Raw genomic sequence first — 26,137 nt, 5'->3', positions numbered from 1 at the left:
TCATCCACCCGCACCACCACACGGAAGCAACGCCATGGCCGATCACAGTCCCAACGCCGATGCGTATTTCGTCCCGAAGCAGAGCAAATGGCCCTTCGTCGGGTCGATTGCGATGTTCGTGATGATGATTGGCGTGGCCAGTTGGCTCAACGACGCGGCATGGGGGCGCTGGACATTCTTTGCCGGCATGGCGATGTTGCTGGCAACCTTGTTCATGTGGTTTGGCGACGTCATTCGCGAGTCCAATGCAGGCAACTACAACCGTCAGGTGGACGGCTCGTTCCGCATGGGGATGGTGTGGTTCATTTTTTCCGAGGTGATGTTTTTCGGTGCCTTCTTCGGTGCGTTGTTCTATACGCGCGTGCTGACGCTGCCCTGGCTGGGCGGCGAAGGCGATGGCGTAATGACCAACGAGCTGCTGTGGAACGGCTATTCCGCTGCCTGGCCGACCAATGGTCCAGGCACGATCGGCGGCCAATTCCAGACCATTCCGGCCTGGGGATTGCCGCTGATCAATACGCTGATCCTGCTCAGCTCCGGCGTGACGCTGACCATCGCCCATCACGCGCTGAAGGGCGGTCGTCGCGGTGCGCTGCTGCTGTGGCTGGGGCTGACCGTGCTGCTGGGTTGCGTGTTTTTGTTCCTGCAGGCCGAGGAATACATCCACGCCTATACCGAACTCAATCTCACCCTGGGCTCGGGCATCTACGGCTCCACGTTCTTCATGCTCACCGGCTTCCATGGCATGCATGTGCTACTGGGCACGATCATGCTGGCGGTGATGTGGCTGCGTGCGGCCAAGGGCCACTTCACTCGCGACAATCACTTCGCATTCGAAGCGGCCGCGTGGTACTGGCACTTCGTCGACGTGGTGTGGCTGGCGCTGTTCCTGTTCGTGTATGTGCTTTAAGGGCGGGGATTGGGGAGTCGGGATTGGTGATTTGCAAGAGCGATCCGCTTTTGCTCTTACGAATCCCTAATGCCCAATCCCCAATCCCATCGGCCGCGTCAGCGGCCGATGCCATGTGGCTTGATCCAGCCGGTGTAGATGCCGATGATCACGATGGCGATCAATGCAACTGACAATCCAATGCGCCAGGTCAGTGCATTGACGGTGCGTTTGGTCTGGCCGCGGTCGGTCAGCAGGTAGTAGAGACCGGCACCCAGGTTCCACAGGATCACGATCAGGAAGGCGACAATCAGCAGCGTCTTGAGCGAATCGTTCACAGCAGCCCCGGTGGTCGTCGACGTGGTCCGGGCATTGCACGCTTTTTTGCGCCGCTTGTCATGACGCGCAAGCACACGGCGGTGTTGGGGTGGGCGCTGGCAGTGCTGGTGAGCACGGGGTTTGCTGCGCTTGGGCAATGGCAACTGCAGCGCATGCACAGCAAACAGGCGTTGTTGGAACGCGCAGCGCATGTGCGTGAGACGCCGTTGACGCTGGCGCAGGCAATGGCTGCGCGGCAGCCGCTGGCCTGGGTGAGCGGAGGTGTGCAGTTCTTGCCGCAGCAGGTGCTGCTGGACAATCAGTTGCATGCCGGGCGTGCCGGCGTGCGTGTCTATCAGCTTGCCGCCGCGCAGGGCACATCGCGCACCTTGTTGGTCGACCTGGGCTGGCTGCCGTTGCCGGCAAATCGGCAACTGCCGAACATCGCTGCACTCCAAGGTGCGCGCGAGGTGCAGGGGCTGCTGAGCGCGCCGCCGTCGTCCGGCCTGGCGATCGGGCCGGCGCTGGCGCCCACCGCCACGTCCAACGCCTGGTTGGCGACGCGGCTGGATGCGCAGGCGGTGCGCAGCATGCTGGGAAGGCGCGACATTTCGTCGCAGGTATTGCGGCTGGATCCAGCCGTGCCGGTCGGTTATGCGCGAGATATGGAGATGCTGCCGAACACGCTGCCGCCCGCGCGGCACTTGGGTTACGCGGTGCAATGGTTCGGCCTCGCGGCGGCGGTGCTGGCCACTGCGACGCTGCTGACGTGGCGTGCGCGGCGCCGTCGGCGGCGCGGGCACTGACCCGCGCGGCATGAGAAAATCGCCGGCATGACCTCTCCTACATCGGCCACGCCGCACTCGGTCAAACGCGGCCGCAGGATGCTGATTGCCCTGGCAGTGCTGTTCTTCGGCTCGATGTTGCTGGCCGGCGTGCTGCGCTTCTCCGGTTGGCAGCCGGCGTCGATGCGCAACAACGGACAATTGCTCAATCCGCCCGCCGACCTGCGTGCACTGGTGCCGGTACGCGCGGACGGCAAGCCGTACGCGTGGGCGCCTGGCGAACGCATCTGGCGGATCGCGCTGGCGCCGCCGGCAGACTGCGCGCAGCGCTGCGTGGCATTGGCCGCAGAACTGGACAAGGTCTGGCAACTGCTGGGGCATCGCGCCGACAAGGTGGAGCTGCTGTGGATCGGAACGCCGCCCGCCGGTCTGCCGCCGATGCCGGCCTTGCGCGTGCTGCGCGACGATGCCTCGCTGCGGGGCGCACTGCCGGGTGGCAACGATGCCGCTGGCGTGCCGGTGTATGTGATCGACCCCAACGGCTTCGTGATCCTGCGCTATGCCCCGGGGTTCGACCCGGCCGGCTTGCGTGCGGATCTGGTCAAGCTGCTGAAATTGATGTGAGTCCGTCTCGATGAATCTGTTTGCGCCACCGGCGTTGTTCCGCCACTTCCACCGCATGGCCTGGCTTGCGGCGCTGTTCACTGCGAGCACGATCCTGTTCGGGTCGTTCGTACGCCTGTCCGACGCCGGCATGAGCTGTCCGGACTGGCCGACCTGCTATGGCCGCGTCACCTGGCCGCAGACCACCGACGAAGCCAACACGCACGTGGCCAGCAAGATCCGCCCGCTGGAATCGCACAAGGCCTGGCGCGAGCAGGTGCACCGCTTCCTGGCCGGCGCGCTGGGCGTGGAAGTGCTGGTGCTGTCGCTGCTGGCCGCGCGTCGCCGCCGTATGGGCATTGCGCAGGTGGTGTCGGCAGCGGCGCTGGTGGCGCTCTCGATCCCCTTGTACATGTCCGGGTGGCACATGCCGGCAATGGCTGTAGCGATCGCCGGCGAGGCGATCCTGCTGCTGGCGGCGCTGCGCTGGAGCAATATCGATCTGGCGCGTGCGGCGGTGCTGACCCTGGCGGTGGTGATCTTCCAGGCGCTGCTGGGGATGTGGACGGTGACGCTGCTGCTCAAGCCCATCGTGGTGATGGGCCATCTGCTCGGCGGCATGCTGATGTTTTCTTTGCTGGTGTGGATGGCATGGCGGGCGACCCATTTGCCGATCACCTTGGCCGACGCCTCGCGGCTGAAGTGGCTGCTGCGCCTGGGTGTGGCAGTGCTGGGCCTGCAGATTGCGCTGGGCGGCTGGGTCAGTGCCAATTACGCGGCGCTGGCCTGCGGCGGCGGCAGCTGGTCTGCCGACAACTTCCCGCGTTGCGTCAGCCAGTGGTGGCCGCCGCATGACTTCCGCGAAGGCTTCACGCTGTGGCGCGGGATCGGGGTGGATTACGAAGGCGGCGTGCTCGATGGCGCAGCGCGCATCGCGATCCAGATGGCGCATCGCTTGTGGGCGATCGCGACCGCGCTGTACCTGTGGTGGCTGGCGTGGCGTCTGTCGCGTTCGCCGGGCATGCGCGTGTGGGCGACCGCGTTGGCGGTGCTGGTGGCGGTGCAGGTGACGCTGGGCATGCTCAACGTCAAGCTGGCCTTGCCGCTGGAGGTGTCGGTGCTGCACAACGGCGGCGCGGTGGCCTTGCTGTTCGTGCTGGTGTCGTTATTGGCGCGGCTGCGCGCGCCGGAGTGAGCATGGCTGTCAGCGCACGCGATTATTGGGATCTGACCAAACCAAAGGTGGTGGCACTGATCGTGTTCACTGCGCTGGTGGGCATGTTCCTGGCCATTCCCGGCGTCCCCACCTGGGCACAGGTGCGCGCGGGCACCTTGGGTTTTGTGGGAATCTGGCTGGCCGCCTCGGCGGCGGCGGCGATCAATCAGTTGCTCGATGCCAAGATCGACGCGCAGATGGCGCGTACCTCCTGGCGTCCGTTGGTGGTGGGCAAGGTGCGGCCGTGGCAGGTGATGGTGTTTGCCAGCGTATTGATTGCGATCTCCATGACCATGCTGGTGGTCTGGGTGAATGTCATCACCGCGGTGCTGACCTTCGCCTCGATGATCGGCTATGCGGTGATCTACACCGTCTACCTGAAACGGGCGACCTCGCAGAACATCGTGATCGGCGGGCTGGCCGGCGCTACGCCGCCGATGCTGGGCTGGGCGGCGGTGACCGGGTTGCCGACCACGGCCGACTGGATCAATGCCTCCATCCTGGTGCTGATCATCTTCATCTGGACGCCGCCGCATTTCTGGGCGCTGGCGATCTTCCGGCGCGCCGACTACGCCAAGGCGGCGATCCCGATGTTGCCGGTGACCCACGGTGTGCCGCATACGCGCAAGCAGATCTTCATCTACACCATCGTGCTGGCCATCGTGACCTTGCTGCCGGTGGCGGTGGGCATGAGCGGGGTGTTCTATCTGGGCGGCGCGGTGGTGCTCAACGCGGTATTCCTCTGGTATGCGTGGCGCATGCTGGACCCGCCGGACGAACTGTTTTCGATGAAGATGTTCGGCTATTCCATCGTGTATCTGATGGCGCTGTTCGCCTTCTTGATGGTCGATCACCTGCTGTTGCCCTGGGTGCGCTAGTGGCCGCGGCAGCGCTGTAGATCAGCCGTCCAGCGCGCTTGCGCAAGCCCGCGCATCCCGTGCGATGCGTCTGCAGGCATGCGAAGCATGGCTACGGGCGTTGAAAAGACTGGCCAACTGCGCTGCGTCCAAGCCAATCGCGGCGTCAGCGTCGGCAGACGCCGCGATTTCGGGTTCGTCCAGTGCATTGATCCATCACGCGTTGCCGGCAACAGCCACGCTGAGCCGCCACACCTCAGCTCAGCCAGCTGGCGCACTCGGTGGTGTTTTTGCTATCGCAGCTGGACTGCATTTTCTGTTGAAGGCGCGTCAGCACTGCGCTGCCTTCCCGGCGATGCTGCTTGCTCCAGGTCTTCAGTGCGGTGCCGAGCGTGGCGAAGCGCTGCCGGGTGCGTTGCCTGTAGCCATCCGGTTGGCCGGCCAGTTCGCCGATCACCTGCGTGGCGGCGCTCTCGATGCCGGCGGTGTCGTCGGGGCTGAGCCGGATCAGCCCATCCACGTACATCACGCCCCACTGCACCCGGGTGGCAGGGCCTTGCGCGCTCTCGTAAGCCTTCCTGAGCCAGGACAGTGCAGTCTTCTTGTCGCCCCGCTGTTCGGCCAGATCCGCCAGCTCGGGCATGTAGTAGTACGGCGTCTTGCTGCGCGACAGCTCCGCCAGCAGCAGTTGCTCGGCACCGCTGGCGTCGCCGGCTTCTCCCAGCAACGCCGCGGCGGTGCTGATGGTGGACTGGCGCTCCTCATCGGTCTTGGCCGCGTCGCTGGCCCATTGCACGCGCTGGCGCACGAGATCGGCCACCTCGGTTGGAAGCGGCGGCTGCGGGCCTTTGGCTTGCGTCTCGGTGGGCTGGCCTTGCGCCAGCCGTGCCAGCTGGATGCGCGCATAGGCAGTGCCGAGCCGGTCGGAGATCGGCAGTGAGGTGTCGGCGTAGACCTTGTCCAAGGCCTGATTCAGTGCGTTGGAGAGCGTAGCGCGGACGCCAGCCTCGTTGCTGGCGGCCGTGATCAGGCGTGCGGGCACATAGCTCAGGGTACCCAGATTGGCGCGCACTTCGGCCGGGTCGGCCAGCACCGCTTCTAGCAAGGTGCGATTGGCCGGATTGGCAGCTGGCGGATCCTTTGCGGCGCTAATGGCGGCCAGGGCGAAGCTGCGTTGCAGCGCCGGCTGCGGCGCCGATTTGGAGAGTCGGGTCAGTACATTGGCGGCGTCGGCGGGCTTGACCAGCCGGTCGTCGGTGCCCCAGGCATAGTTGCCGAGCACGGCCCAGTCGTCCGCGCTGAGCTGTTGTGGCGTGTGCAGCGCCTTGTCGAGTAATTGCTGGGCGGTACTGGTGCTCTTGGCGGCGGCCCGTAGCACGTCGACCAGACGCGCGTTATCGGCATCGCCGGCCAGCCGGGTGACTTCGCTGTGATCCGGGCGCAGCACGATGATGGTGGGATAGCCCTTGACCCCGAAGCGCTCGCCCCAGGCCTGCGCGCCTTCGGAATCGCCATCCAGGTGCACGGCGACAAATTGCTGGGTACGCGCGATGAAGGCTGGGTCCTTGAACAGGGTGGCCTTCAGGCGATTGCAGGGCGGGCACCAGGCCGCCCCCCAGTACAGCAGGATCGGCTTGCCGCTTTCCTTGGCTTCGGCGAAGGCGTCTTCCACGTCGCCCTCGCGCCAGGCGATGCTGGCAGCGGGTGCTGGCGTGGATGCAGCCTTGGTCTGCGCGGGAGCCGCGGGCGGGGCGGGCTTGTTGCAGGCAGTCAGCGTCGCCAGCACCGCCAGCAGCGCGATCAAGGACGGGGAGGGGCGTCGAAACGACAGCGTCATGACAGTCACCGTGGGGCGGCAGGAGGTCGATCGAGCACTCTAGCGAGCGCTGGCGCGTGCATGCGGACATGCGTGATAACCGTTGTATATCTGCTTACAACCCGGGCCTTCCGGCGATGCGAACTGCTGTCACGCGATGCGCAGCGTCCGAGCGCTGACGGCGCACCGTCAATGCGACCCGGACGCGCCTTGCGGCTGGTCAGGTGCATTGCGCGCATAGCGCGCGGCCACGAACGCGCACACGATCAGCTGCAACTGGTGATACAGCATGATCGGCAACACGATCGCGCCCAGGCCGCCACCGGCAAACATCACCTTGGCCATCGGCACGCCGGTGGCCAGGCTCTTCTTCGAGCCGCAAAACACGATGGCGATCTCGTCGGCGCGGTTGAAGCCAAGCCGGCGCGCAATGAAGGTGATCGACAGCATGGCCACTGCCAGCAACAGCGCCGCAGCGCCCAGCACTGCGAGCAATGCCGGCAGTGGCGTCTTCTGCCACAGCCCTTCGTTCACCGACGCGCTGAAGGCGGTGTAGACCACCAGCAGGATGGTGCCCTGGTCGGTATAGCGCAGCACCGCGCGATGGCGCTCCACCCAACCGCCGATCCACGGACGCATGAAATGCCCCGCCAGAAATGGCACCAGCAGTTGCAGCAGGATCTTGCCGATGGCCTCGGCCGGGTGCGCCATTGCGCCCTGGCTGCCGACCATGGCGCCCATCAGCAACGGGGTGAAAAACACGCCCAGCAGGCTGGAAAGCGAGGCCGCGCAGACTGCGGCCGGCACGTTGCCGCGCGCCATCGAGGTAAAGGCGATCGACGACTGCACCGTGGACGGCAACGCGCACAGGAACAGCACGCCGATGTAGAGCTCCGGCGTCAGTGCGATATGCGCCAGCGGCTTGAACAACAGGCCCAGCAGCGGAAACAGCACGAACGTGCAGGCCAGGATCACCAGATGCAGGCGCCAATGCAGCGCGCCGGCCTTGACCGCTTCGCGCGACAGCCGTGCGCCGTGCAGGAAGAACAGCGCGGCGATCGCCACATCGGTGACATCGTCCATGATCGCGGCGGCAGCGCCGGAAACCGGCAACAACGAGGCGAGCGTGACCGTGCACAGCAGCGCGAGGGTGAAGGGGTCAATGCGCAACCGCGCCAGCAGCTTCTTCATCGAGATCCGACGGTATCGCGCGATTGTGCGCCTGGAGCGGACCATTCTACGACGCGTGCGGGCGCTGCCTAAGCCTGTGTCGTCGTGGCTGCCCGGCTTGCACAGCCTCTCAGCGCTGCGGTTGGACACCTAGTTGCTTGCGCACCGCCGCTTCCAGCGACGGCTGCATGCCGGCATCGCGTCCGACCTGCAAGGCCTGTTCGCTGCTGGCCCCCTCGCGTGCGGCGAGCAGGGCCAGCAGCGCGCCCGCACGATTGCCGGTGGCGCAGTGCAGTAATACCGCGCCGCGCTGCTGTTGATCGAGCACCCGCTGCAATGTGCGGACGGTCTCCGGCGTGAGTGCATCGGCATTGCGGATCGGCAGGCGGACATAGCGCAGGCCCAGTGCGTGGGTGGCTGCGCTCTCGTCGTAGCCGCGTGGCTCGTCCGGGGCACGCAGATCGATCACGGTGGTGACGCCCTGGGCCGCGGCATCGCGCAGGTGCGCCGGCGTGGGCTGGCCGGAACTGAGCAGATCGCGGGCCGTGCCTGTGGGCCTTGCCTGCGCCAGCGCAGCGCCGCTGAGTAGCGCGGCGCACCAAGCCGCATGGCGCAGGCGGTGATGCATCACAACGCTGCGAGCGCCTTGAGCAACTCGCGCATTTCGTATTTGTCGGTATTGTCCAGGCCCTGTGCGCGCTGTTTGGCCTGCAGTTCTTCCACGCGCTGACGCAGCAATTGCTTGTCGAGTTGGGCGACGACGTCGTGCAGCTCGATCGCCCAGCTATGCTCGTCGCCGGGAAGCTCCTGCGCGGCCAGCTTCTGCAGCGCGACCAGTTCCTCGCGCTCGGCGAAGTGCTCCAGCAGCGCGCCGGTGCTGATTTCCGGCCGTTGCCTCACCAGCGCCAGCAGCTCCATCAACAACTCGATGCCGGGCAGGCGCAGGCCGGAAAAATCGTGGTTGCCTTCCAGGCTCATCGCCAGCGAGGGTTGTTGCAACAGGATGGCGATCGATGCGCGCACCAGGCTGCGTTTCTGCGTGGGTGCACCCATGCGCGCGGGCGGCCGTGCCTTTGGCGAGAACTGTGGCGCGGACGTGCTCGCGCCCACGCCGGTCATGCGCGCCAGCTCCTGCTTCATCAGATCGCCGAACGCGCCCTCGGGAATCTGCGCCAGCATCGGCTTGGCACGCTCGGCCAGGCGCGCCTTGCCGTCCAGTGTGTGCAGGTTGATCTCGCGCGACATCTCGTCGAAAAAGAACTGCGACAGCGGCGTTGCCTGCTTCAGGCGTTGATCGAAGGCCTGCGCGCCTTCCTTGCGCACGATGGTGTCGGGATCCTCGCCATCGGGCAGGAACAGGAAGAACGCCTGGCGGCCATCCTTCATGCGCGGCAGCACCGATTCGAGCGCGCGCCAGCCTGCCTTGCGCCCGGCGTTGTCGCCATCGAAGCAGAAGTACACATCCGGCGCATTGCGGAACAGCAGTTCGGCATGCTCGGGCGTGGTGGCGGTGCCCAGCGTGGCCACCGCCTGGGTCACGCCGAACTGGAACAGCGAGACCACGTCCATGTAGCCCTCGACCACGATCAGCCGCTCGATCTTCTGATTGGCCTGGCGCACCTGCCACAGGCCGTACAACTCGCGGCCCTTGTGGAACAGCGCGGTTTCCGGCGAATTGAGGTACTTCGGCCCCGGGTCGCGGCCATCGGCCGGCGCACCCATGATGCGACCGCCGAAGGCGATCACCCGGCCACGGCGATCGAAGATCGGAAACATCACCCGGTCGCGGAACTTGTCGTAGACGTGGCCGCGATCGTTCTTGGAAAACAGCCCGGCGCGTTCGAGCACGCTCATGCGGCGGGCATCGGTACCCAGGGTGTCCTTCAATGCGCTGTAGCCATCGGGCGCATAGCCGATCTGGAAACGCGCACGGTTCTCCGCATCCACGCCGCGTCCATCCAGATACTCGACCGCACGCGCGCTGCCTTCGAGCTGACGCTGGAAGAACTTGGTGGCCGCTTCCAGTGCCGAATACAGCTCGCGGCTGTCGTCCTGTTGCTGCGGCGTACGCTGCTGGGTATCGCGCGGGATCTCCATGCCGGCGCGCTTGGCCAGCTCGTCGACCGCATCGAGAAACTCGAGGCGGTCGTAATTCATCAGGAAGCTGATCGCCGTGCCATGCGCGCCGCAGCCGAAGCAGTGATAGAACTGCTTGGTCGGCGAGACCGTGAACGAGGCCGAGCGCTCGTCGTGGAACGGGCAACGTGCCGAGTATTCCTTGCCCTGGCGCTTGAGCGGCACGCGGCCGCCTACCACCTCGACGATGTCGGTACGTGCGAGCAGTTCGTCGATGAATGCGTCGGGGATGCGGGCCATCCCGCTAGGATATCGCAGCGGCCGGCGACCGCCCTGCTTTAGAGGGCGCGCGCCTGGGTTGCCGATGTCCGCATCAGCTCACGCTCAGCTGTGTGGCGGGGACGTCGGCTGCGGGGCTGCCGAAGCGGCCGGCGCATCGGCTGCCGGCGCGAGCACCGGCGGGTGCTCCGGATCCACGCCGGCCTCGCGCAACTTGCGGTGCGAGCGCACCCGTTCGTCGATCACCGCGGTGATCAATGCACCGACGAAGAACACGACCGAGGCGTAGTACATCCATACCAGCAGAATGACCAACGTGCCCATCGAACCGTATGCGCTGCCGGGCGCGGCGGTGGCGATGTACACGCCAATGGCATAGCGGCCCAGCGCAAACAACAGCGCGGTGATGACGCCACCCAGAAACGCCTGGCGCCAATCCACGGTGCGGTCGGGCAGATAGCGATACAGGAATGCAAACGCCAGCGAATACAGGGCCAGCGTGGTGACATAGCCCACGGCCGGCAGCACCGACGGCAGGCGCGCAAACACCACCTGCAACGCAGTGGTGGCGATCATCGACACGATCAGCAAAAAGCCCAGCGCCAGGATCACGCCGAACGAGAACACGCGCTTCTTCAGCCACGCCATCAACCCGTCCAGGCGTTGCTTGTCGGTGCGAAAAATCAGGTTCAAGGCGTTCTGCAGCTGCGCAAACACCGCCGTGGCGCCGATGAACAGCAGCAGCGTGCTCCACAAACCTGCCAGCGAGCCGACGCCGGGCTGATCGGTGGCGTTGCGAATGATGGTCTGGGCGACTTCGGCAGCGCTGCCGCCGGCCAGTTGTGCAACCTGCTGCACCAACGCGTCCTGCGCAGGCGGATACAGCGAGGCCGTCAGCCATAACAGCAGGACCAGCAGCGGTGCCAGCGACAAGAGTGCGTAAAACGACAACGACGCAGCCTGCGTCATGACGTCGATTTCGATAAAGCGGTTCAGCAGCGCCATCGGCACGCTGCGCTGCAGACGGCTCACGTGCTTATGCAGATAGGCGGTTGAAAGCGTCGTCACCGTCGGGAACATCCTTGGCGCATACCGTTGTGCGCGCAGGAGGGTCGCAGCAAGGTCGGTATGCGGGAAGACCTTGCCCACGCCTGCGCTGGCGTACCCGTTCTAGCAGGGCCAAATCGAAGGAGGGGTGAAAGCGCGTGCGTGCGGCGCTCTGTGCATCTGTCAATCGGCGGACACCGCGCCTGGGCAGTGCGAGACAGCGGCGTGCAAGCGTCTTTGAAGGTCTTGCGTACGGCGGCCTTGCACCAAGGCATGAGCACGCACTCCGGCAACACGAACCGCCCAGCATCTACAACAAAGGCGGCGCCGATGACGACTCACCGACGCACTGCAGTCATGCACCCCCGCTGCCCGCAGTGCCCTGGCGTTTGGTGCAGGGCAGGGCGGACCGATCAGCCTGCCAGGTGCTGCTTGACCAGGGTCGAGACCAGGCCCATGTCGGCCTGACCGGCCAGCTTGGGCTTGAGCGCGCCCATCAGCTTGCCGATATCGGCCGGGCTGCTGGCGCCGGTCTGCGCGATGGCAGCCTGGATGGCGGCGACGATCTCGGCTTCGCCCATCTTGGCCGGCAGGTAGCGCTCGATCACCACGATCTCCTCGCGCTCGATCTGCGCCAGGTCCTCGCGTGCGGCGGCCTCGTACTGGGTGACCGAGTCCTTGCGCTGCTTGACCATCTTGTCGAGCACGGCGATCACCGCGGCATCGTCCATCTCGATGCGCTCGTCCACTTCCTTCTGCTTGATCGCGGCGTTGATCAGCCGGATCACGCCCAGGCTGTGCTTGTCGCCGGACTTCATGGCGGCCTTCATGTCATCGGTAAGCTGCTGCTTGAGGGGCATGCGGTAACTCCTGGTTACATAGTGGGGAGGCCGGCGCGCTGCGGTGGCAACGTGCATCGGCTGAATGGACGGGATGGCGATGCGCGGCGGGAGCCGGCGGCGTCGCATCGCCCAACAGGTCGTTCGATCCGGTCGGCGGACCAATACAAAAAGCCGGCGACGCTTGCGCGTGCCGGCTCTTGGGCTCTCTTCGATGGGCCGCGCCTACAGCGCAGACCCACCGGCAAGAACCGCGTTCGATCAGTACAAGCGCTGGCGCTTGGTGACGTCGCGCGAGGAACGACGCAACTGACGCTTCACAGCAGCGGCAGCCTTGCGCTTACGCTCCTGGGTCGGCTTTTCATAGAACTCGCGCTTGCGGGTTTCGGCCAGCACGCCGGCCTTTTCGCAGGTGCGCTTGAAACGGCGGAGCGCAAATTCGAAGGGCTCGTTCTCGCGGACTTTAACGCTGGGCATGGGTTCTCCAGATAATGGGATTTCCGTCCGGGAGCCCCGGGCGGGTGCGAGCGGACTCGCGTGACGGAATTTCCGGGTTGCCCCGGCGAGCCGCGCATTATAACGACTTGCAGGCGGCCTGCAAGCCCTTGCCGATATTTACCTCGACAAGCCCGTCAGAGCGTGCGTTTGCGCCCGATCCGGCGCTGCGGATGCGGGCGCGCAGCATATCGCCGCCGGCGCATCTGCGCAGTACAAAAGCTGCGAAAATAGGCGCCTGTTCTCCCTGCCGAGCTGCCGTGAAAGTCCTTGGGATCGAATCATCGTGCGATGAGACTGGCGTAGCGGTCTACGACACCGCCTTGTCCGGGGTGCCGGCGCTGCGTGCCCATGCGGTCTATAGCCAGATCGCGCTGCATGCCGAGTACGGCGGGGTAGTGCCGGAACTGGCCAGCCGCGACCACGTACGCAAGCTGTTGCCGCTGATCCGCCAGACCCTGGGCGAGGCCGGTTTGGGTGTAGACGAACTCGACGGAGTGGCCTATACCGCCGGCCCGGGCCTGGTCGGCGCGCTGCTTGTCGGTGCCGGTGTGGCGCGGTCGCTGGCCTGGGCGCTGGACGTGCCGGCGATCGGGGTGCACCACATGGAAGGCCATCTATTGGCGCCGCTGATGGAAGACGACCCGCCGCAGCCGCCGTTCGTGGCGCTGCTGGTCTCCGGCGGGCACACCCAGTTGGTGTCGGTGAAGGCCCTGGGCCAGTACGCAGTGCTCGGCGAGACCCTGGACGATGCGGCCGGCGAGGCCTTCGACAAGACCGCCAAGATGATGGGCCTGCCGTATCCGGGCGGCCCGCAGCTGGCGGCGCTGGCCGAAACCGGCACGCCGGGGCGCTACAAGTTCGCGCGGCCGATGACCGACCGGCCGGGCCTGGATTTCAGTTTCAGCGGGCTCAAGACCCAGGTGCTGCTGGCGTGGCGCGCCAGCGACCAGTCCGACACCACGCGGGCGGACATCGCGCGCGGCTTCGAGGATGCGGTGGTGGAGACGCTGGCGATCAAATGTCTGCGCGCGCTGGATGCGGCCGGCTGCAACACGCTGGTCGTGGCCGGCGGGGTGGGCGCCAACAAGCGCTTGCGCGCGCAGCTGCACGAGGCCGCGCAGCATCGGGGCGGCCGGGTTTGCTTCCCGCGACCGGCCCTGTGCACCGATAACGGCGCCATGATCGCCTTCGCCGGCGCGCTGCGGCTGGAAGCCGGCGAGCGCGCCGGTGCGCAGGTGCATGTGACGCCGCGCTGGGATATGGCTGGCTTGCCGCCGTTGGCGGCGGGGGAATCGGGAGTCGGGAATCGGGAATCGTAAAAGCGCTACTTCGATTCCGTTCGCGCTGCCGTGCCGTTGCTTGTGCTCTTCACCATTCCCTATTCCCGACTCCCTATTCCCCCATGGACAAAGTATTCATTGAAGGTCTCGAAATCGATGCGCTGATCGGCATCTACGACTGGGAGCGGCGGATTCGCCAGACGCTGCGGTTCGATCTGGAGATGGGCTTCGACAACCGCATTCCGGCCGCCAGCGACGAGATTGCCGATACCTTGAACTACAAGGCGGTGAGCAAGCGGTTGATCGAGTTCGTGCAGGCCTCCGACTTCGGGCTGGTCGAAACGCTGGCCGAGCGCTGCGCGGCGATCGTGCTGGACGAGTTCGGCGTGCACTGGCTGCGGTTGAAGCTGAGCAAGCCTGGCGCGGTGCGCGGCGCGCAGGCGGTGGGGGTGATCATCGAGCGTGAGCGGACGGGCTGAAGGCCGCCGTCCGCTGCGGCCATGGGCCAGCCCCGGAGATCCTACCGGCGCTGGCCCAGCGATCCACAACCACCTACAGATCCACACCACCAACGCGCGTTTCAACCGGACTCTACAAACCCCGAATCTCGAATTCCATCTCCCGACACTTGCCCCCTCGCGGTCGCGTCAGGCTAGAATTGACGGCCATGTAAACGTTTTCTCAAGGATCTCATGGCTGCTGATCGCATCGAAACCCTGATTGCCCGGATGACCGTCGAAGAGAAGGTCGGCCAATTGGGTGTGTTCGCCGACATGGTGCGGCCGTTCGCACCGGACGTGAATCCCGAAGCCAACGTGCGCAATGCCGACGAGGTGCTGCAGCAGGTGCGCGAAGGCCGGGTCGGCTCGCTGTTCAACGGCGTGGGCGCCGCGTTGGGTGTGCAGATCCAGAAGGTGGCGGTGGAAGAGAGCCGCCTGGGCATCCCGGTGATCCTGGCGGCCGACGTGATCCATGGCATGCGCACGGTGTTCCCGATCCCGCTGGGCGAAGCGGCCAGCTTCGAGCCGGAGCTGGCCGAGCGCACCGCGCGCGCCACCGCGATCGAGGCCACCGCCGCCGGCCTGCACTGGACCTACGCACCGGCCGTGGACATCGCCCGCGACCAGCGCTGGGGCCGTGGCGCCGAGGGCGCCGGCGAAGACGTGGTGCTGGGCGCGGCGTTTGCCGCCGCGCGCGTGCGTGGCTTCCAGGGCAGCGATCTGAAGGCCGACGACGCGTTGCTGGCCACCCCCAAGCACTTCGCCGCCTACGGCGCAGTGGCCGCGGGCATGGAGTACAACACCGTGGACATCGCGCCGCAGACCTTGCGCGATGTGCATCTGCCGCCGTTCAAGGCCGCCTTCGATGCCGGTGCATTGACCGTGATGTCCTCGTTCAACGACATCAACGGCGTGCCGGCCAGCGCCAACCACGAATTGCTGACCGAGATCCTGCGCGGCGAATGGCAGTTCCCCGGCGTGGTGATTTCCGATTACACCGCCGACATGGAACTGATCGCGCACGGCTACGCGGCCGACGAGCGCGATGCGACCAAGAAGGCCTTCCTGGCTGGCCTGGACCTGAGCATGCAGAGCGGCTTTTACGCCGCGCATCTGCCGTCGCTGGTGGAAAGCGGCGAGGTGCCGATGGCCACGCTGGATGCCAGCGTGCGTCGCATCCTGCAGCTGAAGGAGGCGATCGGCCTGTTCGACAACCCGTATCGCTCGCTGGACCCGGCGCGCGAAGCCGATAACGCTCACCTGCCTGCACACGATGCATTGTCGCGCGATGCGGCGCGGCGTTCGATCGTGTTGCTGAAGAACGACGGCGCGGTGCTGCCGCTGCGCAAGAGCGGTCAGCGGATCGCGCTGATCGGCCCGTTCGTGCAGGACCGCGAGAACATCGAAGGGTGCTGGACGTTGTTCGGCGACAAGGCGCGCTACGTGACCCTGGAGCAGGGCGTGCGCGCCGTGGTCGGCTCCGACTATCTGAGCGTTGTGCAGGGCTGTGGCCTGGAAGAGGCGCTGCCGGGCGGTATTTCCGCGGCCATCGATGCCGCGCAGGCTGCCGACGTGGTGGTGCTGGCGCTCGGCGAGCCGCAGCGTTTCAGTGGCGAGGCGCAGTCGCGCACCGAGATTACCTTGCCGCCTGCGCAGCAGGCGCTGGCCGAAGCGGTTGCCGCCACCGGCACGCCCATTGTGGTGCTGCTGCGTAACGGTCGCGCGCTGGCGCTGCATGGCGCTGTGCGCGATGCGCAGGCGATTGCGGTGACCTGGTATCTGGGGACTCAGACCGGTACCGGTGTGGCCGATGTGCTGTTCGGCGATTACAACCCGTCCGCGCGCCTGCCGATCAGCTTTCCGCAGGTCACCGGGCAGCAGCCGTACTTCTACAATCATCTGCGCACCGGCCGTCCCGAGCTGCCGACGTTGTCCGAATACAAGGCGCGCTGGCGCGAAATGCCCAACGAGCCGCTGTATCCGTTCGGGCACGGTCTGAGCTACACCACGTTCGCATATGCGCAGCCGCAATTGAGCGCCGCGCAACTTGGCTGGGACGACACGCTGACCATCACCACGCGCGTGACCAATACCGGAACCGTTGCCGGCGAAGAAGTGGTGCAGTTGTATCTGCACGATCGCGTGGCAAGCCGGGTGCGTCCGGTGCGCGAACTCAAGGGGTTCCGCAAGGTCTTGTTGCAGCCTGGCCAGCACATGGATGTGGTGTTCACGCTGACGCGCGAGGCGCTGGCGTTTACCAATCCGAAGGGCGTGTTCGGTGCCGAGCCTGGTCTGTTCGACCTATGGGTGTGTGCATCAGCCAAGAGTGGCGAAGCGGCGACTTTCGAGTTGCTTGGCGCCTGAGTGCGCTGGCCAAGACGGTGGAGCACCATCGCGGCGATAGGTCGTCGTCTGCGATGCGATCATGTGCAAGACCTGATCAAGACGCCGCTGGCTGCCGCTTGTGATGGCAGGGCCGTTGTCGCGTGAGGTGGCAGGGTGAGCGGGCCTTGCCTGCTGCCGCAGCGCAGGTGCGTGCCGACATCGGTGCACGCGCACCTTGATGCCATCGTTTTGATGCCATCATTGCTGCAAGCGGATATGCGCGACAGCGCGCAGGCCTCCGCTGCCAGCAATAGATCGTGCCCGTGCTGAGTGCGAAGCGCCGGCCAGAGAAAATCGCCGGCATGGGATGCACATGGTGATGCAAGACAGAGCGCGTCCCCCTATGCCTCCGGCACTGTCTGCGCATCGAGACGCGCAGACAGTGCCGGCAATGACCTAGATCGCGCCGCTCACGCGTCGTTTTCCACCGCGGCCTTGCTCTTGGGCGTGAGCTTGAGCAGACGGCCGGTGCTGCCGCTGGCCTCGTCTTCCAGCAGCCACAGCGCGCCATCGGGGCCTTGCTCCACTTCGCGGATGCGTGCGCCCATGTCGTACCGGGCCACTTCGCGTGGCTGATCGCCCAGCGAGACCTGCACCAGCGCCATCGACGACAGGCCGCCGATGAAGCCCTGGCCGCGCCAGGCCGGGAATTGCGTGCCGTTATAGATCACAAAACCCGCCGGCGAGATCACCGGCGTCCAGCTGATCTTGGGGGCGGCAAATTCCGGGCGCGTGTTGTGGTCGGGAATCGGCCTGCCGTCGTAGTGGTCACCGTTGGAAACGATCGGGTAGCCATAATTGGCGCCGCGCTGGATCAGGTTGAGCTCATCGCCGCCTGCCGGGCCCATTTCGTGCTCCCACAACCGGCCCTTGCCGTCGAACGCAATACCCAGGATGTTGCGATGGCCCAGCGACCACACCTGCGCGGCCACGCCACCTTGCGCGGCGAACGGGTTGTCGGCCGGCACGCTGCCGTCGTCGTTGAGACGGATCAACTTGCCGAGATTGGCTTTCATGTCCTGCGCCGGATCGAACTTCTGGCGCTCGCTGGAGGTGATCCACAGCTTGCCGTCCGGGCCGAACGCGAGCCGATGGCCGAAGTGGCCATTGCCGGAGACCTTGGGATTCTGACGCCAGATCACCTTGAGCTCGGACAAGGTGCCGCCTCCGGTGGCATCCAGCGTGAGCTTGGCGCGCGCGACTGCCGCGCCGCGGGTGTCGCCCTGGCCGGGTTCGGCGTAGCTCACATAGACCAGGCCGTTCTTGGCAAAGCGCGGATGGGCCAGGACATCGCCAAACCCACCCTGGCCACCGTAAGCGACTGCCGGAACACCGGTCACCGCGCTCTTGCGCTGGGTCTTGGGGTCCAGACGCATCAGCGCGCCGCGCTTTTCGCTGACCAGCAGCGTGCCGTCGGGCAGGAAGGTCATTGCCCAGGGCTCGTCGAAGTCGGCGACGGTGGCGGCCTGAAAGGGCCATTGCGCCTTGGGGATGGAGGCCGCGGGAGCGGCCGCAGGTGCGGCCAGGGCGGCACCGGTGGTGAACAGGGTGGCCGAACAGGCCAGGGCGAGCAGACGACGGATAGACATGAGGTCCTCCAGGGGATGGGCACGGTCACGCTGCAGCCCTCCCGCAACGTGTTCCGCGTCGGGTTTTCAAGTACCTTACACGACGCTACCGGGGCTGCCCTTGTCGCAGGTCACTCTCCGCAGGCCGGCCGCGTCTCACATCGTTGTTTCATCATGCAGTTTCACCATGAAAAGGAGTTTCCATGGCCACGCAAAAAACCTCGTTTGCCTTTATCGCCGCGTCGTGGGCCGCTTTGCTGGCGGGCGGCGCTGCGTATTTGATCGGTCTATGGAACGCGCAGATGTTGCTCAACGAGAAGGGTTACTACTTCACGCTGCTGTTGTTTGGCCTGTTCGCATCGGTGTCGTTGCAGAAGAGCGTGCGTGACCGTGCGGATGGAATCCCGGTGACAGGCCTTTACTACGCCATCTGCTGGTTTTCGCTGATTATCGCGCTGGTGCTGCTGGCAGTCGGCTTGTTCAACGCCACCTTGCTGCTGAGCGAAAAAGGCTTCTATGCAATGGCGTATGCATTGAGCCTGTTTGGCGCAGTGGCCGTGCAGAAGAACACCCGCGATGCGATGGAAGCGGATACGACTGCGTACACCTCGCGCGTCGCGCCGCCGCCATTGGACTGACAGGCACCGCCGCTGAGACGACAACGCCACCGTGACGGTGGCGTTGTTGGTTACGGCTTGGATTTGCTATCGCCAGAGACGAAATCGGTGGCGTTTTCCCACGCGCGCTTGACGGCGTGGCGCGCCTTGCTCCAGCTCAGGCCATCGGTGCCGCGCTTGGCTTCCCAGTCGCGATGCAATTCGGCCTCGACCTGATCGTAGGCGCGCGCATTCTCGCGGATGCGCGCTTCATGCCCTACGAGATAGGCGCCTTCGTAGTCTTCGTAACGGTCGCCTTCGGTGTAGTACGGCTCTTCGGTGAAACGCTCACGCCAGTAATTGGATACGTTTTGGCTGCGGTCCTCGTCGGGTGCGCGGCCCGGGATCTGGTACGGCACGTTCATGCTCGTCTCCGTCGTTGCGAATGTGCGAACCAAGCTAAGCAGCGAGGTGTTAACAGCGCGGCACGCGAGGTGATGGTTGGGTCAAGACCCGCCGCAAGTGCAGTTGCAGTTGCATATCGCTCGGCGATCGCGAACAGGTGTGCTGCGCTCACCCGCAGCCCATGCGTTTCATACCGCTGCCGAGGCTGACTGGTATGGCAGCGGTTTGGCGCCAGCGGCGGCCACTGACGACTCCGCCGCCTGCAGCGCCTGTTCGTCGGCATCAATGACGACCAGGACGCGGCCGGCCTCGATTTCGTCTTCGAACTGACGCCGTACCGGGTCGGGCACGGTGGCGCCGACCAGGGCCGACGACCAGCTGCCCACCAGGGCGCCGGCCAGGGCCATCACGCCCACGCCAGCCAGGGTCAGGCCGATCGGCGGTACCGCCACTGCCACCAGGCCTGCCACCAACCCGGCTGCGCCACCGGTGGCTGCACCGCGCGCTGCGGCGGGCACGAAATCGGTCTTGGCATCCTTGCGCTCGTCCGGCACATCGTGCAATTCGATATCCGAGCGTGCGATCAGCGACAACGCCTCATTGTCGATGCCGGCGCTGCGCGCGGCCTGCAGCACGCGTTGCGCGCTTGCAAGATCAGGTGTGCTGTAGACGCGGCGCAGTTTCATCGCAGGCTCCCATGCAGGTGAGGGCGCAGCGTTGGGCGTGACCGGTTACAGGTGCGTGAGCGCGGCGCGAGCGCGTTGCGAAGCCGTTACACCGGCTTGCGCGGAAACAGGTAAAACGCCCAGCCCACCAGCAATGCCACGCCTGCTGCGGCCAGATTCTGCCAGCTGGCGCTGGCCAGCAAGCCGAGCGACAGCAGCAATGCCGCGATGGGAATAAGCGGGCCTCCCGGCAGCCGCAACGTATCGGTGCGTTGCCGATAGCGGCGCGCGAGCACGATCACCGCCGCCGCCGTGCCGATGTAGGCGAACAGGCGCGTGACCATCGACAGCAGCGCCAGCTGGGTGAACGAACCCGACAATGCGAGCGCCAGCGACAACACGCCCTGGGTGAGCACCGCTGCTGCGGGGGTATGAAAACGCGGATGCACGCGCGCCAGAAACGCCGGTCCGTAACCGTCCTGCGCAAGCGCAAACAAAAAGCGCGGCCCGAGCATCACCGTGTTGCTGGTCGTGCCCAGGATGGAAATGGTGGCGCCCACGGTGAGAATCAGCGCCAGCGCTTCGCCGCCGAAGCCGCTGGCTGCATCCGCCAACGGTGTCGGCGAGGCCGCGAGATTGGGCAGCGTGCCTTGTGCGACAACCTGCACCGCGGCATAGATCAAGGTCACCGTCACGATCATGGTGATGAGCGCAAATGGCACGTCGCGGCGCGGATTGCGGTATTCGCCGGCAGCTGCGGGAATGTTTTCGAAACCCGCGTATGCAAACAGCAGCAGCAGTGCGGCTTCGCCGAGATTGCCCAGGTCGCGCAGGTCCGGGGACGTGCCGGCAAACGCCCACGACCAGTCCACATAGAACAGCCCGATCGCCACGAACAACAGCAACGGCACCAGTTTGCCGATCACCAGCGCGATGCCGGTACGCGCGGCCGACTTCACGCCGATCACGTTGATCGCGGTCAGCACACCCAGCGAGCCGACCACCACCAAGGTACGCGCCCAGGCATCGGTGGAGGCGGTGGGCCAGAACCGCGCCACCGCATCGGCCAGTCCGTTGCTCAAGGCCGCCGCCGAGCTGATGCGGGTGAGCCAGATCATCCAGCCGATCTGGAACCCGACAAACGGGCCAAACGCCTCGCGCGTGTAGAGATAACTGCCGCCGGGCGTGTCGAAATAACTTGCTGCCTGCGCGTAACACAGCACCAGCAAGGCCACTGCCAGCCCGGCCAGCATCACCGCCCACAGGCTCATCGGCCCCAGCAGTGCAGCGGTGGCCGCAGGCAAGAGATAGATGCCGCTGCCGATGACATCGTTGATCGACAAGCCGACGATCTGCCAGCGGCTGACGACACGCATCAGGCCGGTGCCATCGGGCGGCGGCGTCGGCGTGCTCATGGGGCGGCCTCGCCCAGGTCGGGCAGCTGCCATTGCGCTTGCAGGCGCGCATAGTCGGCACGCGGCAACAACACGAATAGCGGCTTGTCGGCAGGTTTCAACCACGCCAGCAGACGCTGCATGTCGGCAGGCTCCATCGCCGTGCAGCCAGCGGTGAACTGCCCCGGCGTGCGCCACAGATGCGCAAAGATGCAGCTGCCGCGCCCGGCGATGTTGTTGGGGTTATGCGCGATGACGAAACCTTCGCGGTAACGCGCATCGCCGGGATGGCGCAGATCCAGGCGCATCGGCTCGGTGGAGCCGGCCACCGCCGCTTCACCGACCTGCGCAGCATCGACGATGCGGTTGTACAGCGGCGAGCTGGGCACATCCATGCAGTAATGCGTGGCGCTCATCGCCTGATACGGCATGGCGCTGTCGATGCTGCTGGAATACCCAAATGCCGGGCCGATGGCGAACACGCCGGCCGGACTGCGGCCATCGCCTTCGCGTTTGTGCGGACCTTGCGACTGTGCCGGGTGCAGGCCTTCGCCCCAGGCGCTGCCGTGACGGCCGAGCGCCACGGCAAATCCCGGTGCGGCCGGTACCCATGCGCCATCCACACGCGCAAAGGTCTGCAGTCGTGCCTGGGTGCTGTTCCAGTCCGGTGTGGTCACCACGATCAACGCGCGTGCCTGCCGCAGCGCCTGGATCGGCTCGCCTGCTTGGACGCCGCTGCTGCACAGTGCGAGCGCCAGCAGCAGGGTGGATCGCAACAGGATGGCAAGGCGCATGCGGACTCCGGACGGCAGGGGACGAGCTGGTGAGGAATGCGGTGTCTCGGTGCGGACGACGACACGCGTGCCGCACCCGATGGCATCGGGGCGGGCAGGCCTACTGTACCCAGCAATGCGGGTGTGTGGCGCATGGCGATGACGACTGCATGTGCGGGCCATGGCGATGCCCTGGAATCGCCATCGTTGCGTGCATGGTTTTTTGCCGTGCGGATCACGCAGGCAGGCGGCGAGGGCATGCCTGCGTGCCAGTCGAGCGCTCCGTCGCTTGACGCCCGATATGCCGCCTGCGATGGCCAGGTCAGTCGGGCAACAGTTCCAACCCGCGGATGCGGCGGATGCCCAGGCCTGGCGAATCATCGATATGGATCTGCGCCTCATCGAACTGCACGCCGCCCTCGGTGGGATCGAACTGCCCCAACGCCGGTGCATCCAGGTCGGCCAGGGTGATGCTGTCGGCCTTGGCCACCGCCAGATGCACGGCGGCGGCGACGCTGATGCTGGATTCGATCATGCACCCGATCATGCACGGTACGCCGTACAGCGCTGCGATATCGGCGATGCGGATGGCATTGGACAGGCCGCCGGTCTTCATCAGCTTGATGTTGACGATGTCGGCCGCGCGGCGCTGAATGATGTCGATCACCTGTATTGGCGAGAACACGCTTTCGTCGGCCATCACCGGGGTGTCGATGCGCGCGGTGACGAAGGCCAGGCCATCGATATCGGCGGCCTTGACCGGCTGTTCGAGCAATTCCAGCACGATGCCGGCGTCTTCCAGCATGCGCATGCTGCGCACGGCCTGTTTGGGTGTCCAGCCCTGGTTGGCATCCAGGCGCAGCGATGCACGCCCATCGACGGCTGCGTGGATCGCCTTGACGCGTTCGACATCCGACGCGCTGTCCTTACCCACTTTGATCTTCAGCGACCGATAGCCGCGCCCCAATGCCGACTGCGCCTGCGCCACCATGATGTCGATGGTATCGGCACTGATGGTGAGGTCAGTGGTGATGCGCGGGGTGCCGCCCCCAAGCAGCTGATAGAGCGGCGCGCCGAAGGTCTGCGCCCACAGATCGTAGAGTGCGATCTCCACTGCGGCCTTGGCGCTGGTATTGCGTTCCAGCGCATGTTGCACCAGCCCGCACAGTCGATTGAGTTCAGCCACGTCCTGGCCGATCAACCGCGGTGCGATGCAGTGACCGATCGCGGCGATGATGCTGCCGTGCGTATCGCCGGTGATCGGCGCGGTGGCCGGCGCGGCGCCATAACCGATATGGCCGCTATCGGTTTGCAGCAGCACCACCACGTCCTCGATCGCCTGCACGGTGCGTACCGCGGTCTTGAACGGAGTTTTCAACGGCACGCGCAGCATGCCAAGGCGGAAGCCGGTGATCTTCATGGGGAGCCAATTGGCGCGATGCGCTGGATGCGGGTGATGCGATCGACGAAGGGCGTGCCATCGGTGGTCAGCAACGGCAACAGCGGCGTCACCGAGACGCCGTTCAGGCGCGCACGCTGCACGCTGCCATCGGCAGCGCGATAGTTGGCGCCGGCGACATCGTGGATCACCCAGGGCGCGCCACGCTCATGCCCGATCACCAGCATCACGTGGCCAGGGATATAGATCAGGTCGCCGATGCGCAGCTGCGCCAGCTGCTGCAGACGTTGCGACTGCGGTGCGCGTGCATCGAACGCAATCGTGCGCAAAGCCGGACTGCGTGCCTGATCGCCGGTATTGCGTGGCAGCGCAATCCCCAGGCTGCGGTAGATATCCAGCACAAAGCCGCTGCAATCGCGCGCATCGTAATCGTTGCCCCAGCCATAGCGTTCGCCGAGGAACTTGAAGGCCTGCCGCAGCAACGCGGCATCGGTTGCCGGCAAGGGACCGGCGTGCACATCCGCGCCGCGCGGGACCAGGGCCGGCACCAGCTGCAAGCGACCATCGACATCGCGTAGCGGCAGTTGCACCACGTGGGCAGCCAGTGGCAGTTGTCCGTTGACCGGCTGCTGCGATGGCCAGTCGACATCCAGGGGCAGGCTGGTGCCCATGTCCAGCGACAGTGCCGAGACGGCGGGTAGCTCCGGGGTGTATGCAGTCTGCACGCGGGCACCGGTCACCAGCATGCGTGGACCGCGTTGTGCGTACCGCAACACCTGCTCGCGGCTGCCTTCAGCGATCCGGTCGCCAGCGATCCACGCTGCATAATTGGCTGCAAGCACGAACCGCCAAGCACCATCGGCACTGGTGTGCAGCACCGCGACCGGCGTGCCTGGATACAGGGCCGATTCCTGAAAGCGGTCGATATCGAGATCGTCGGGACTGGTGAATACGCGCTGGGTGGTGGGGAAGGTGCGCAATGCCGCACGCTGGACCACCAGCGCAAACTGCACTGCCACCGTTGCGGGGAGCGCATCCAATGCCAGCGTGCGGCGCAACTCCGACAGGCGCACTGGGTCGATGACATGTCCATCGGCGCCGTAGAGCGCACGCGTCGGCGGCGCCGACAGTGCTTCGATTCGCGCACGTACCGCGTCGCCGGGCATGACCTCGGGCAGCTGCGACAGATCGTGCATGGACGCATCGTCGCGCAACAGGCGGGCATTGAAGGCGGCGATCTGTGCCGCGTTCAAACGCGGCAACCGTGCATTGCCGCTGCGCTGGATCCAGTAGTCCGCTGTCAGTTGCGCCTGGCTGACCGCAAAGGGGGCCACAGGTGAAGCTGAAGTGCTGCCGGGCGCTGCGCTACCGGGCAGCGCAAGTGACATCAACAGCAACGTCAGCAGGCGGCGCGACAAGGGCATGAACATCTCGGAGTGAGTGCATGTGGGGCTGCAATGCAGCGTGGAGGGAAGCACGGCGCGCCGACCTTCACCTCCTTGCCGCTGCAAGCGTGATGATGAGTGTACGCGGGACGCCTCGGGGTGCGCAGACCGCAAGCGGTGATCGCTCCTCCACAGGCATGCGATTTGCGGTGGTCTGTTGACGTGCTGCCGCCATGGGGTGCTTCGATCGATGGGGCGTTGCTGCGGAGATCGCGTTGGGGCCAAGGTTGGCGCGTCGCTTTGCCATCCGCATGGTCTGCAGCCAGGCGGACTCGCCGGAGCCCGTTCACGCGGCGAACCACCTGCGACCGGTCACCAGCCACCGCAGTCACCGTCAGCGGACGTGACCCGGTGTCGGCGTTTGCTCTCGTACACTGCAGCCGTCAGCATCTGCATCGCGCTGGCGTCGATTTGTCAGATGGAGTCAGCCGCTCTGAGTGCCTTCAAGAGAAATGCGATGCCGCCTACTCCCCATCCGTGTTCATTGGCCTGGCTGCGGGCCATGGTCTGCATGGCCGCGCTGTCGCTGGGTGCCTGCGCGCACGCGCCGCAGCGCAACCCGCTTGCGCAGTGGGTACCGTCGCCCAATTACGACGCGCGACGGCCGATCCTGATCGTGCTGCACTTCACCGACCAGCACTCGGTGCAGCAGAGCCTGAGCACGTTGCGTGGGCGCAACAGCGGCGGCCGCGTCAGTGCGCATTACCTGATCGGCGAGGATGGGCAGCGCTACCAGTTGGTCAGCGATGCGCAGCGCGCCTGGCATGGCGGTGCCGGCCGCTGGGGCACCATCACCGACATCAATTCGGCCTCGATCGGCATTGAACTGGACAACGACGGCAGCGAACCGTTCGCACCAGCGCAGATCGACAGCCTGTTGGTATTGCTGGAAGACCTGTGCACGCGTTTGCGCATCCCGCGCACCCAGATCGTCGGTCATGAAGACGTCGCTCCTGCACGCAAGAACGACCCGGGGCCGCTATTCCCGTGGAAACGCCTGGCCGATGCTGGCTTCGGCCGCTGGCCCGTACCCGAGACGCCACCCGCACCGGCGGATTTCGATCCCTGGCAGGCGCTGGCCCTGCTGGGCTACAGCCTCGACGACCCCGCCGCCACGCTGCAGGCCTTCCATCACCACTATCGCGGCAACAGCGCCACTACGCTGGATGCCGAGGATCTGCGGATATTGCATGCGTTGACACGACCACCGAATTCGCCGGCTGTGCCGCTTACTCCGGGCGCGCTCCGAGCCAAGTGACACGGTGCATCGCGTTGAGCGGGTTCAATCGGCGGCAGGGCGGGCCGCGTTCTGTGCGGGAGGGGGCGCTGCCTTC

Annotated in this window: 25 protein-coding genes; 10 read left to right on the top strand and 15 right to left on the bottom strand. The window is 65.8% G+C overall.

Annotated features, from left to right (window positions below):
• Positions 1 to 34 precede the first annotated feature (34 nt).
• Complete coding sequence (locus FHY19_RS07780; protein ID WP_259163693.1) at positions 35 to 910, top strand: cytochrome c oxidase subunit 3; 876 nt, start codon at positions 35 to 37, stop codon at positions 908 to 910.
• A gap of 98 nt (positions 911 to 1,008) precedes the next feature.
• Here the strand turns inward: FHY19_RS07780 and FHY19_RS07775 are convergent, their stop codons facing one another.
• Entirely contained in the window at positions 1,009 to 1,227 is a 219-nt protein-coding gene (locus FHY19_RS07775; protein WP_005996896.1) for a twin transmembrane helix small protein, read from the bottom strand.
• Between the two features lie 60 nt (positions 1,228 to 1,287).
• On the opposite strand from FHY19_RS07775, the gene FHY19_RS07770 reads away from it, so the two are divergent.
• Genes FHY19_RS07770 through cyoE form a run of 4 tightly spaced genes read left to right on the top strand, consistent with a single transcriptional unit; the run spans position 1,288 to position 4,689 of the window.
• Complete coding sequence (locus FHY19_RS07770; RefSeq protein WP_259163691.1) at positions 1,288 to 2,013, top strand: SURF1 family protein; 726 nt, start codon at positions 1,288 to 1,290, stop codon at positions 2,011 to 2,013.
• A gap of 27 nt (positions 2,014 to 2,040) precedes the next feature.
• The gene (locus FHY19_RS07765; protein WP_259163690.1) at positions 2,041 to 2,616 is read left to right on the top strand and encodes a hypothetical protein; all 576 of its coding nucleotides are present in this window, start codon (positions 2,041 to 2,043) and stop codon (positions 2,614 to 2,616) included.
• 10 nt (positions 2,617 to 2,626) lie between these two features.
• Entirely contained in the window at positions 2,627 to 3,790 is a 1,164-nt protein-coding gene (locus FHY19_RS07760) for a COX15/CtaA family protein (RefSeq protein WP_259163687.1), read from the top strand.
• Between the two features lie 2 nt (positions 3,791 to 3,792).
• Positions 3,793 to 4,689: a heme o synthase gene (gene cyoE, locus FHY19_RS07755; protein WP_046964245.1), complete on the top strand. Its 897-nt coding sequence runs from the start codon at positions 3,793 to 3,795 to the stop codon at positions 4,687 to 4,689.
• 235 nt (positions 4,690 to 4,924) lie between these two features.
• Here the strand turns inward: cyoE and FHY19_RS07750 are convergent, their stop codons facing one another.
• The 7 genes from FHY19_RS07750 to rpsU all read right to left on the bottom strand — a co-directional run bounded on the left by FHY19_RS07750 (position 4,925) and on the right by rpsU (position 12,372).
• Entirely contained in the window at positions 4,925 to 6,505 is a 1,581-nt protein-coding gene (locus tag FHY19_RS07750) for a thioredoxin family protein (protein ID WP_259156936.1), read from the bottom strand.
• 168 nt (positions 6,506 to 6,673) lie between these two features.
• The gene (locus tag FHY19_RS07745) at positions 6,674 to 7,720 is read right to left on the bottom strand and encodes a bile acid:sodium symporter family protein (protein WP_259156934.1); all 1,047 of its coding nucleotides are present in this window, start codon (positions 7,718 to 7,720) and stop codon (positions 6,674 to 6,676) included.
• A 64-nt stretch (positions 7,721 to 7,784) separates the two neighbouring features.
• Positions 7,785 to 8,282, bottom strand: a complete 498-nt coding sequence (locus FHY19_RS07740; protein WP_259163685.1) for a sulfur transferase domain-containing protein — start codon at positions 8,280 to 8,282, stop codon at positions 7,785 to 7,787.
• A complete protein-coding gene (gene dnaG / locus FHY19_RS07735) occupies positions 8,282 to 10,030 on the bottom strand; it encodes a DNA primase (RefSeq protein ID WP_259163681.1) in 1,749 nt (582 codons plus the stop codon). Before dnaG ends, FHY19_RS07740 begins: the two co-directional genes overlap by 1 nt.
• An 84-nt stretch (positions 10,031 to 10,114) precedes the next feature.
• Positions 10,115 to 11,158: a YihY/virulence factor BrkB family protein gene (locus FHY19_RS07730; RefSeq protein ID WP_259163673.1), complete on the bottom strand. Its 1,044-nt coding sequence runs from the start codon at positions 11,156 to 11,158 to the stop codon at positions 10,115 to 10,117.
• 311 nt (positions 11,159 to 11,469) lie between these two features.
• Positions 11,470 to 11,916, bottom strand: coding sequence for a GatB/YqeY domain-containing protein (locus FHY19_RS07725; RefSeq protein WP_126946494.1), 447 nt, complete (start codon positions 11,914 to 11,916; stop codon positions 11,470 to 11,472).
• 240 nt (positions 11,917 to 12,156) lie between these two features.
• Complete coding sequence (gene rpsU, locus FHY19_RS07720) at positions 12,157 to 12,372, bottom strand: 30S ribosomal protein S21 (protein WP_002808376.1); 216 nt, start codon at positions 12,370 to 12,372, stop codon at positions 12,157 to 12,159.
• Positions 12,373 to 12,650: 278 nt separating this feature from the next.
• Here rpsU and tsaD point away from each other — a divergent pair, with 278 nt between their 5' ends.
• The 3 genes from tsaD (at position 12,651) to FHY19_RS07705 (ending at position 16,537) form a co-directional block, all read left to right on the top strand.
• Positions 12,651 to 13,712, top strand: a complete 1,062-nt coding sequence (tsaD, locus tag FHY19_RS07715; protein ID WP_259163671.1) for a tRNA (adenosine(37)-N6)-threonylcarbamoyltransferase complex transferase subunit TsaD — start codon at positions 12,651 to 12,653, stop codon at positions 13,710 to 13,712.
• Positions 13,713 to 13,795: 83 nt separating this feature from the next.
• Positions 13,796 to 14,152: a dihydroneopterin aldolase gene (gene folB, locus FHY19_RS07710; RefSeq protein WP_259163662.1), complete on the top strand. Its 357-nt coding sequence runs from the start codon at positions 13,796 to 13,798 to the stop codon at positions 14,150 to 14,152.
• Between the two features lie 213 nt (positions 14,153 to 14,365).
• Positions 14,366 to 16,537 carry a glycoside hydrolase family 3 N-terminal domain-containing protein gene (locus FHY19_RS07705; protein ID WP_259163656.1) on the top strand — a complete coding sequence of 724 codons (2,172 nt, stop codon included), beginning with the start codon at positions 14,366 to 14,368 and terminating at the stop codon, positions 16,535 to 16,537.
• Between the two features lie 431 nt (positions 16,538 to 16,968).
• Here the strand turns inward: FHY19_RS07705 and FHY19_RS07700 are convergent, their stop codons facing one another.
• Positions 16,969 to 18,147, bottom strand: a complete 1,179-nt coding sequence (locus FHY19_RS07700; RefSeq protein WP_259163646.1) for a PQQ-dependent sugar dehydrogenase — start codon at positions 18,145 to 18,147, stop codon at positions 16,969 to 16,971.
• Positions 18,148 to 18,329: 182 nt separating this feature from the next.
• Here FHY19_RS07700 and yiaA point away from each other — a divergent pair, with 182 nt between their 5' ends.
• Positions 18,330 to 18,764 (top strand): inner membrane protein YiaA, encoded by a 435-nt coding sequence (gene yiaA / locus FHY19_RS07695; RefSeq protein WP_259163644.1) that lies wholly within the window; start codon positions 18,330 to 18,332, stop codon positions 18,762 to 18,764.
• A gap of 50 nt (positions 18,765 to 18,814) precedes the next feature.
• Here yiaA and FHY19_RS07690 read toward each other — a convergent pair whose 3' ends face one another.
• The 6 genes from FHY19_RS07690 to FHY19_RS07665 form a co-directional block, all read right to left on the bottom strand.
• Positions 18,815 to 19,147: a hypothetical protein gene (locus FHY19_RS07690; protein WP_259156900.1), complete on the bottom strand. Its 333-nt coding sequence runs from the start codon at positions 19,145 to 19,147 to the stop codon at positions 18,815 to 18,817.
• Between the two features lie 168 nt (positions 19,148 to 19,315).
• Positions 19,316 to 19,813: a hypothetical protein gene (locus tag FHY19_RS07685; protein ID WP_259163642.1), complete on the bottom strand. Its 498-nt coding sequence runs from the start codon at positions 19,811 to 19,813 to the stop codon at positions 19,316 to 19,318.
• A gap of 86 nt (positions 19,814 to 19,899) precedes the next feature.
• A complete protein-coding gene (locus FHY19_RS07680) occupies positions 19,900 to 21,207 on the bottom strand; it encodes an APC family permease (protein ID WP_259163640.1) in 1,308 nt (435 codons plus the stop codon).
• On the bottom strand, positions 21,204 to 21,980 hold the full coding sequence (locus FHY19_RS07675; protein WP_259163638.1) for a L,D-transpeptidase family protein: 777 nt from the start codon (positions 21,978 to 21,980) through the stop codon (positions 21,204 to 21,206). The genes FHY19_RS07680 and FHY19_RS07675 overlap by 4 nt, the downstream gene beginning before the upstream one ends.
• A gap of 301 nt (positions 21,981 to 22,281) precedes the next feature.
• Positions 22,282 to 23,379: a dipeptide epimerase gene (locus FHY19_RS07670; protein ID WP_259163636.1), complete on the bottom strand. Its 1,098-nt coding sequence runs from the start codon at positions 23,377 to 23,379 to the stop codon at positions 22,282 to 22,284.
• A complete protein-coding gene (locus tag FHY19_RS07665; RefSeq protein WP_259163632.1) occupies positions 23,376 to 24,782 on the bottom strand; it encodes an SH3 domain-containing protein in 1,407 nt (468 codons plus the stop codon). Before FHY19_RS07665 ends, FHY19_RS07670 begins: the two co-directional genes overlap by 4 nt.
• A 478-nt stretch (positions 24,783 to 25,260) precedes the next feature.
• Here FHY19_RS07665 and FHY19_RS07660 point away from each other — a divergent pair, with 478 nt between their 5' ends.
• A complete protein-coding gene (locus FHY19_RS07660) occupies positions 25,261 to 26,061 on the top strand; it encodes an N-acetylmuramoyl-L-alanine amidase (RefSeq protein ID WP_259163623.1) in 801 nt (266 codons plus the stop codon).
• Positions 26,062 to 26,137: the final 76 nt, after the last annotated feature.

Origin of the sequence: Xanthomonas sp. 4461 (assembly GCF_024806475.1) — a bacterium.
Classification (GTDB): Bacteria; Pseudomonadota; Gammaproteobacteria; order Xanthomonadales; family Xanthomonadaceae; genus Xanthomonas; species Xanthomonas arboricola_F.
This window is presented reverse-complemented; position numbering and strand designations above follow the sequence as displayed.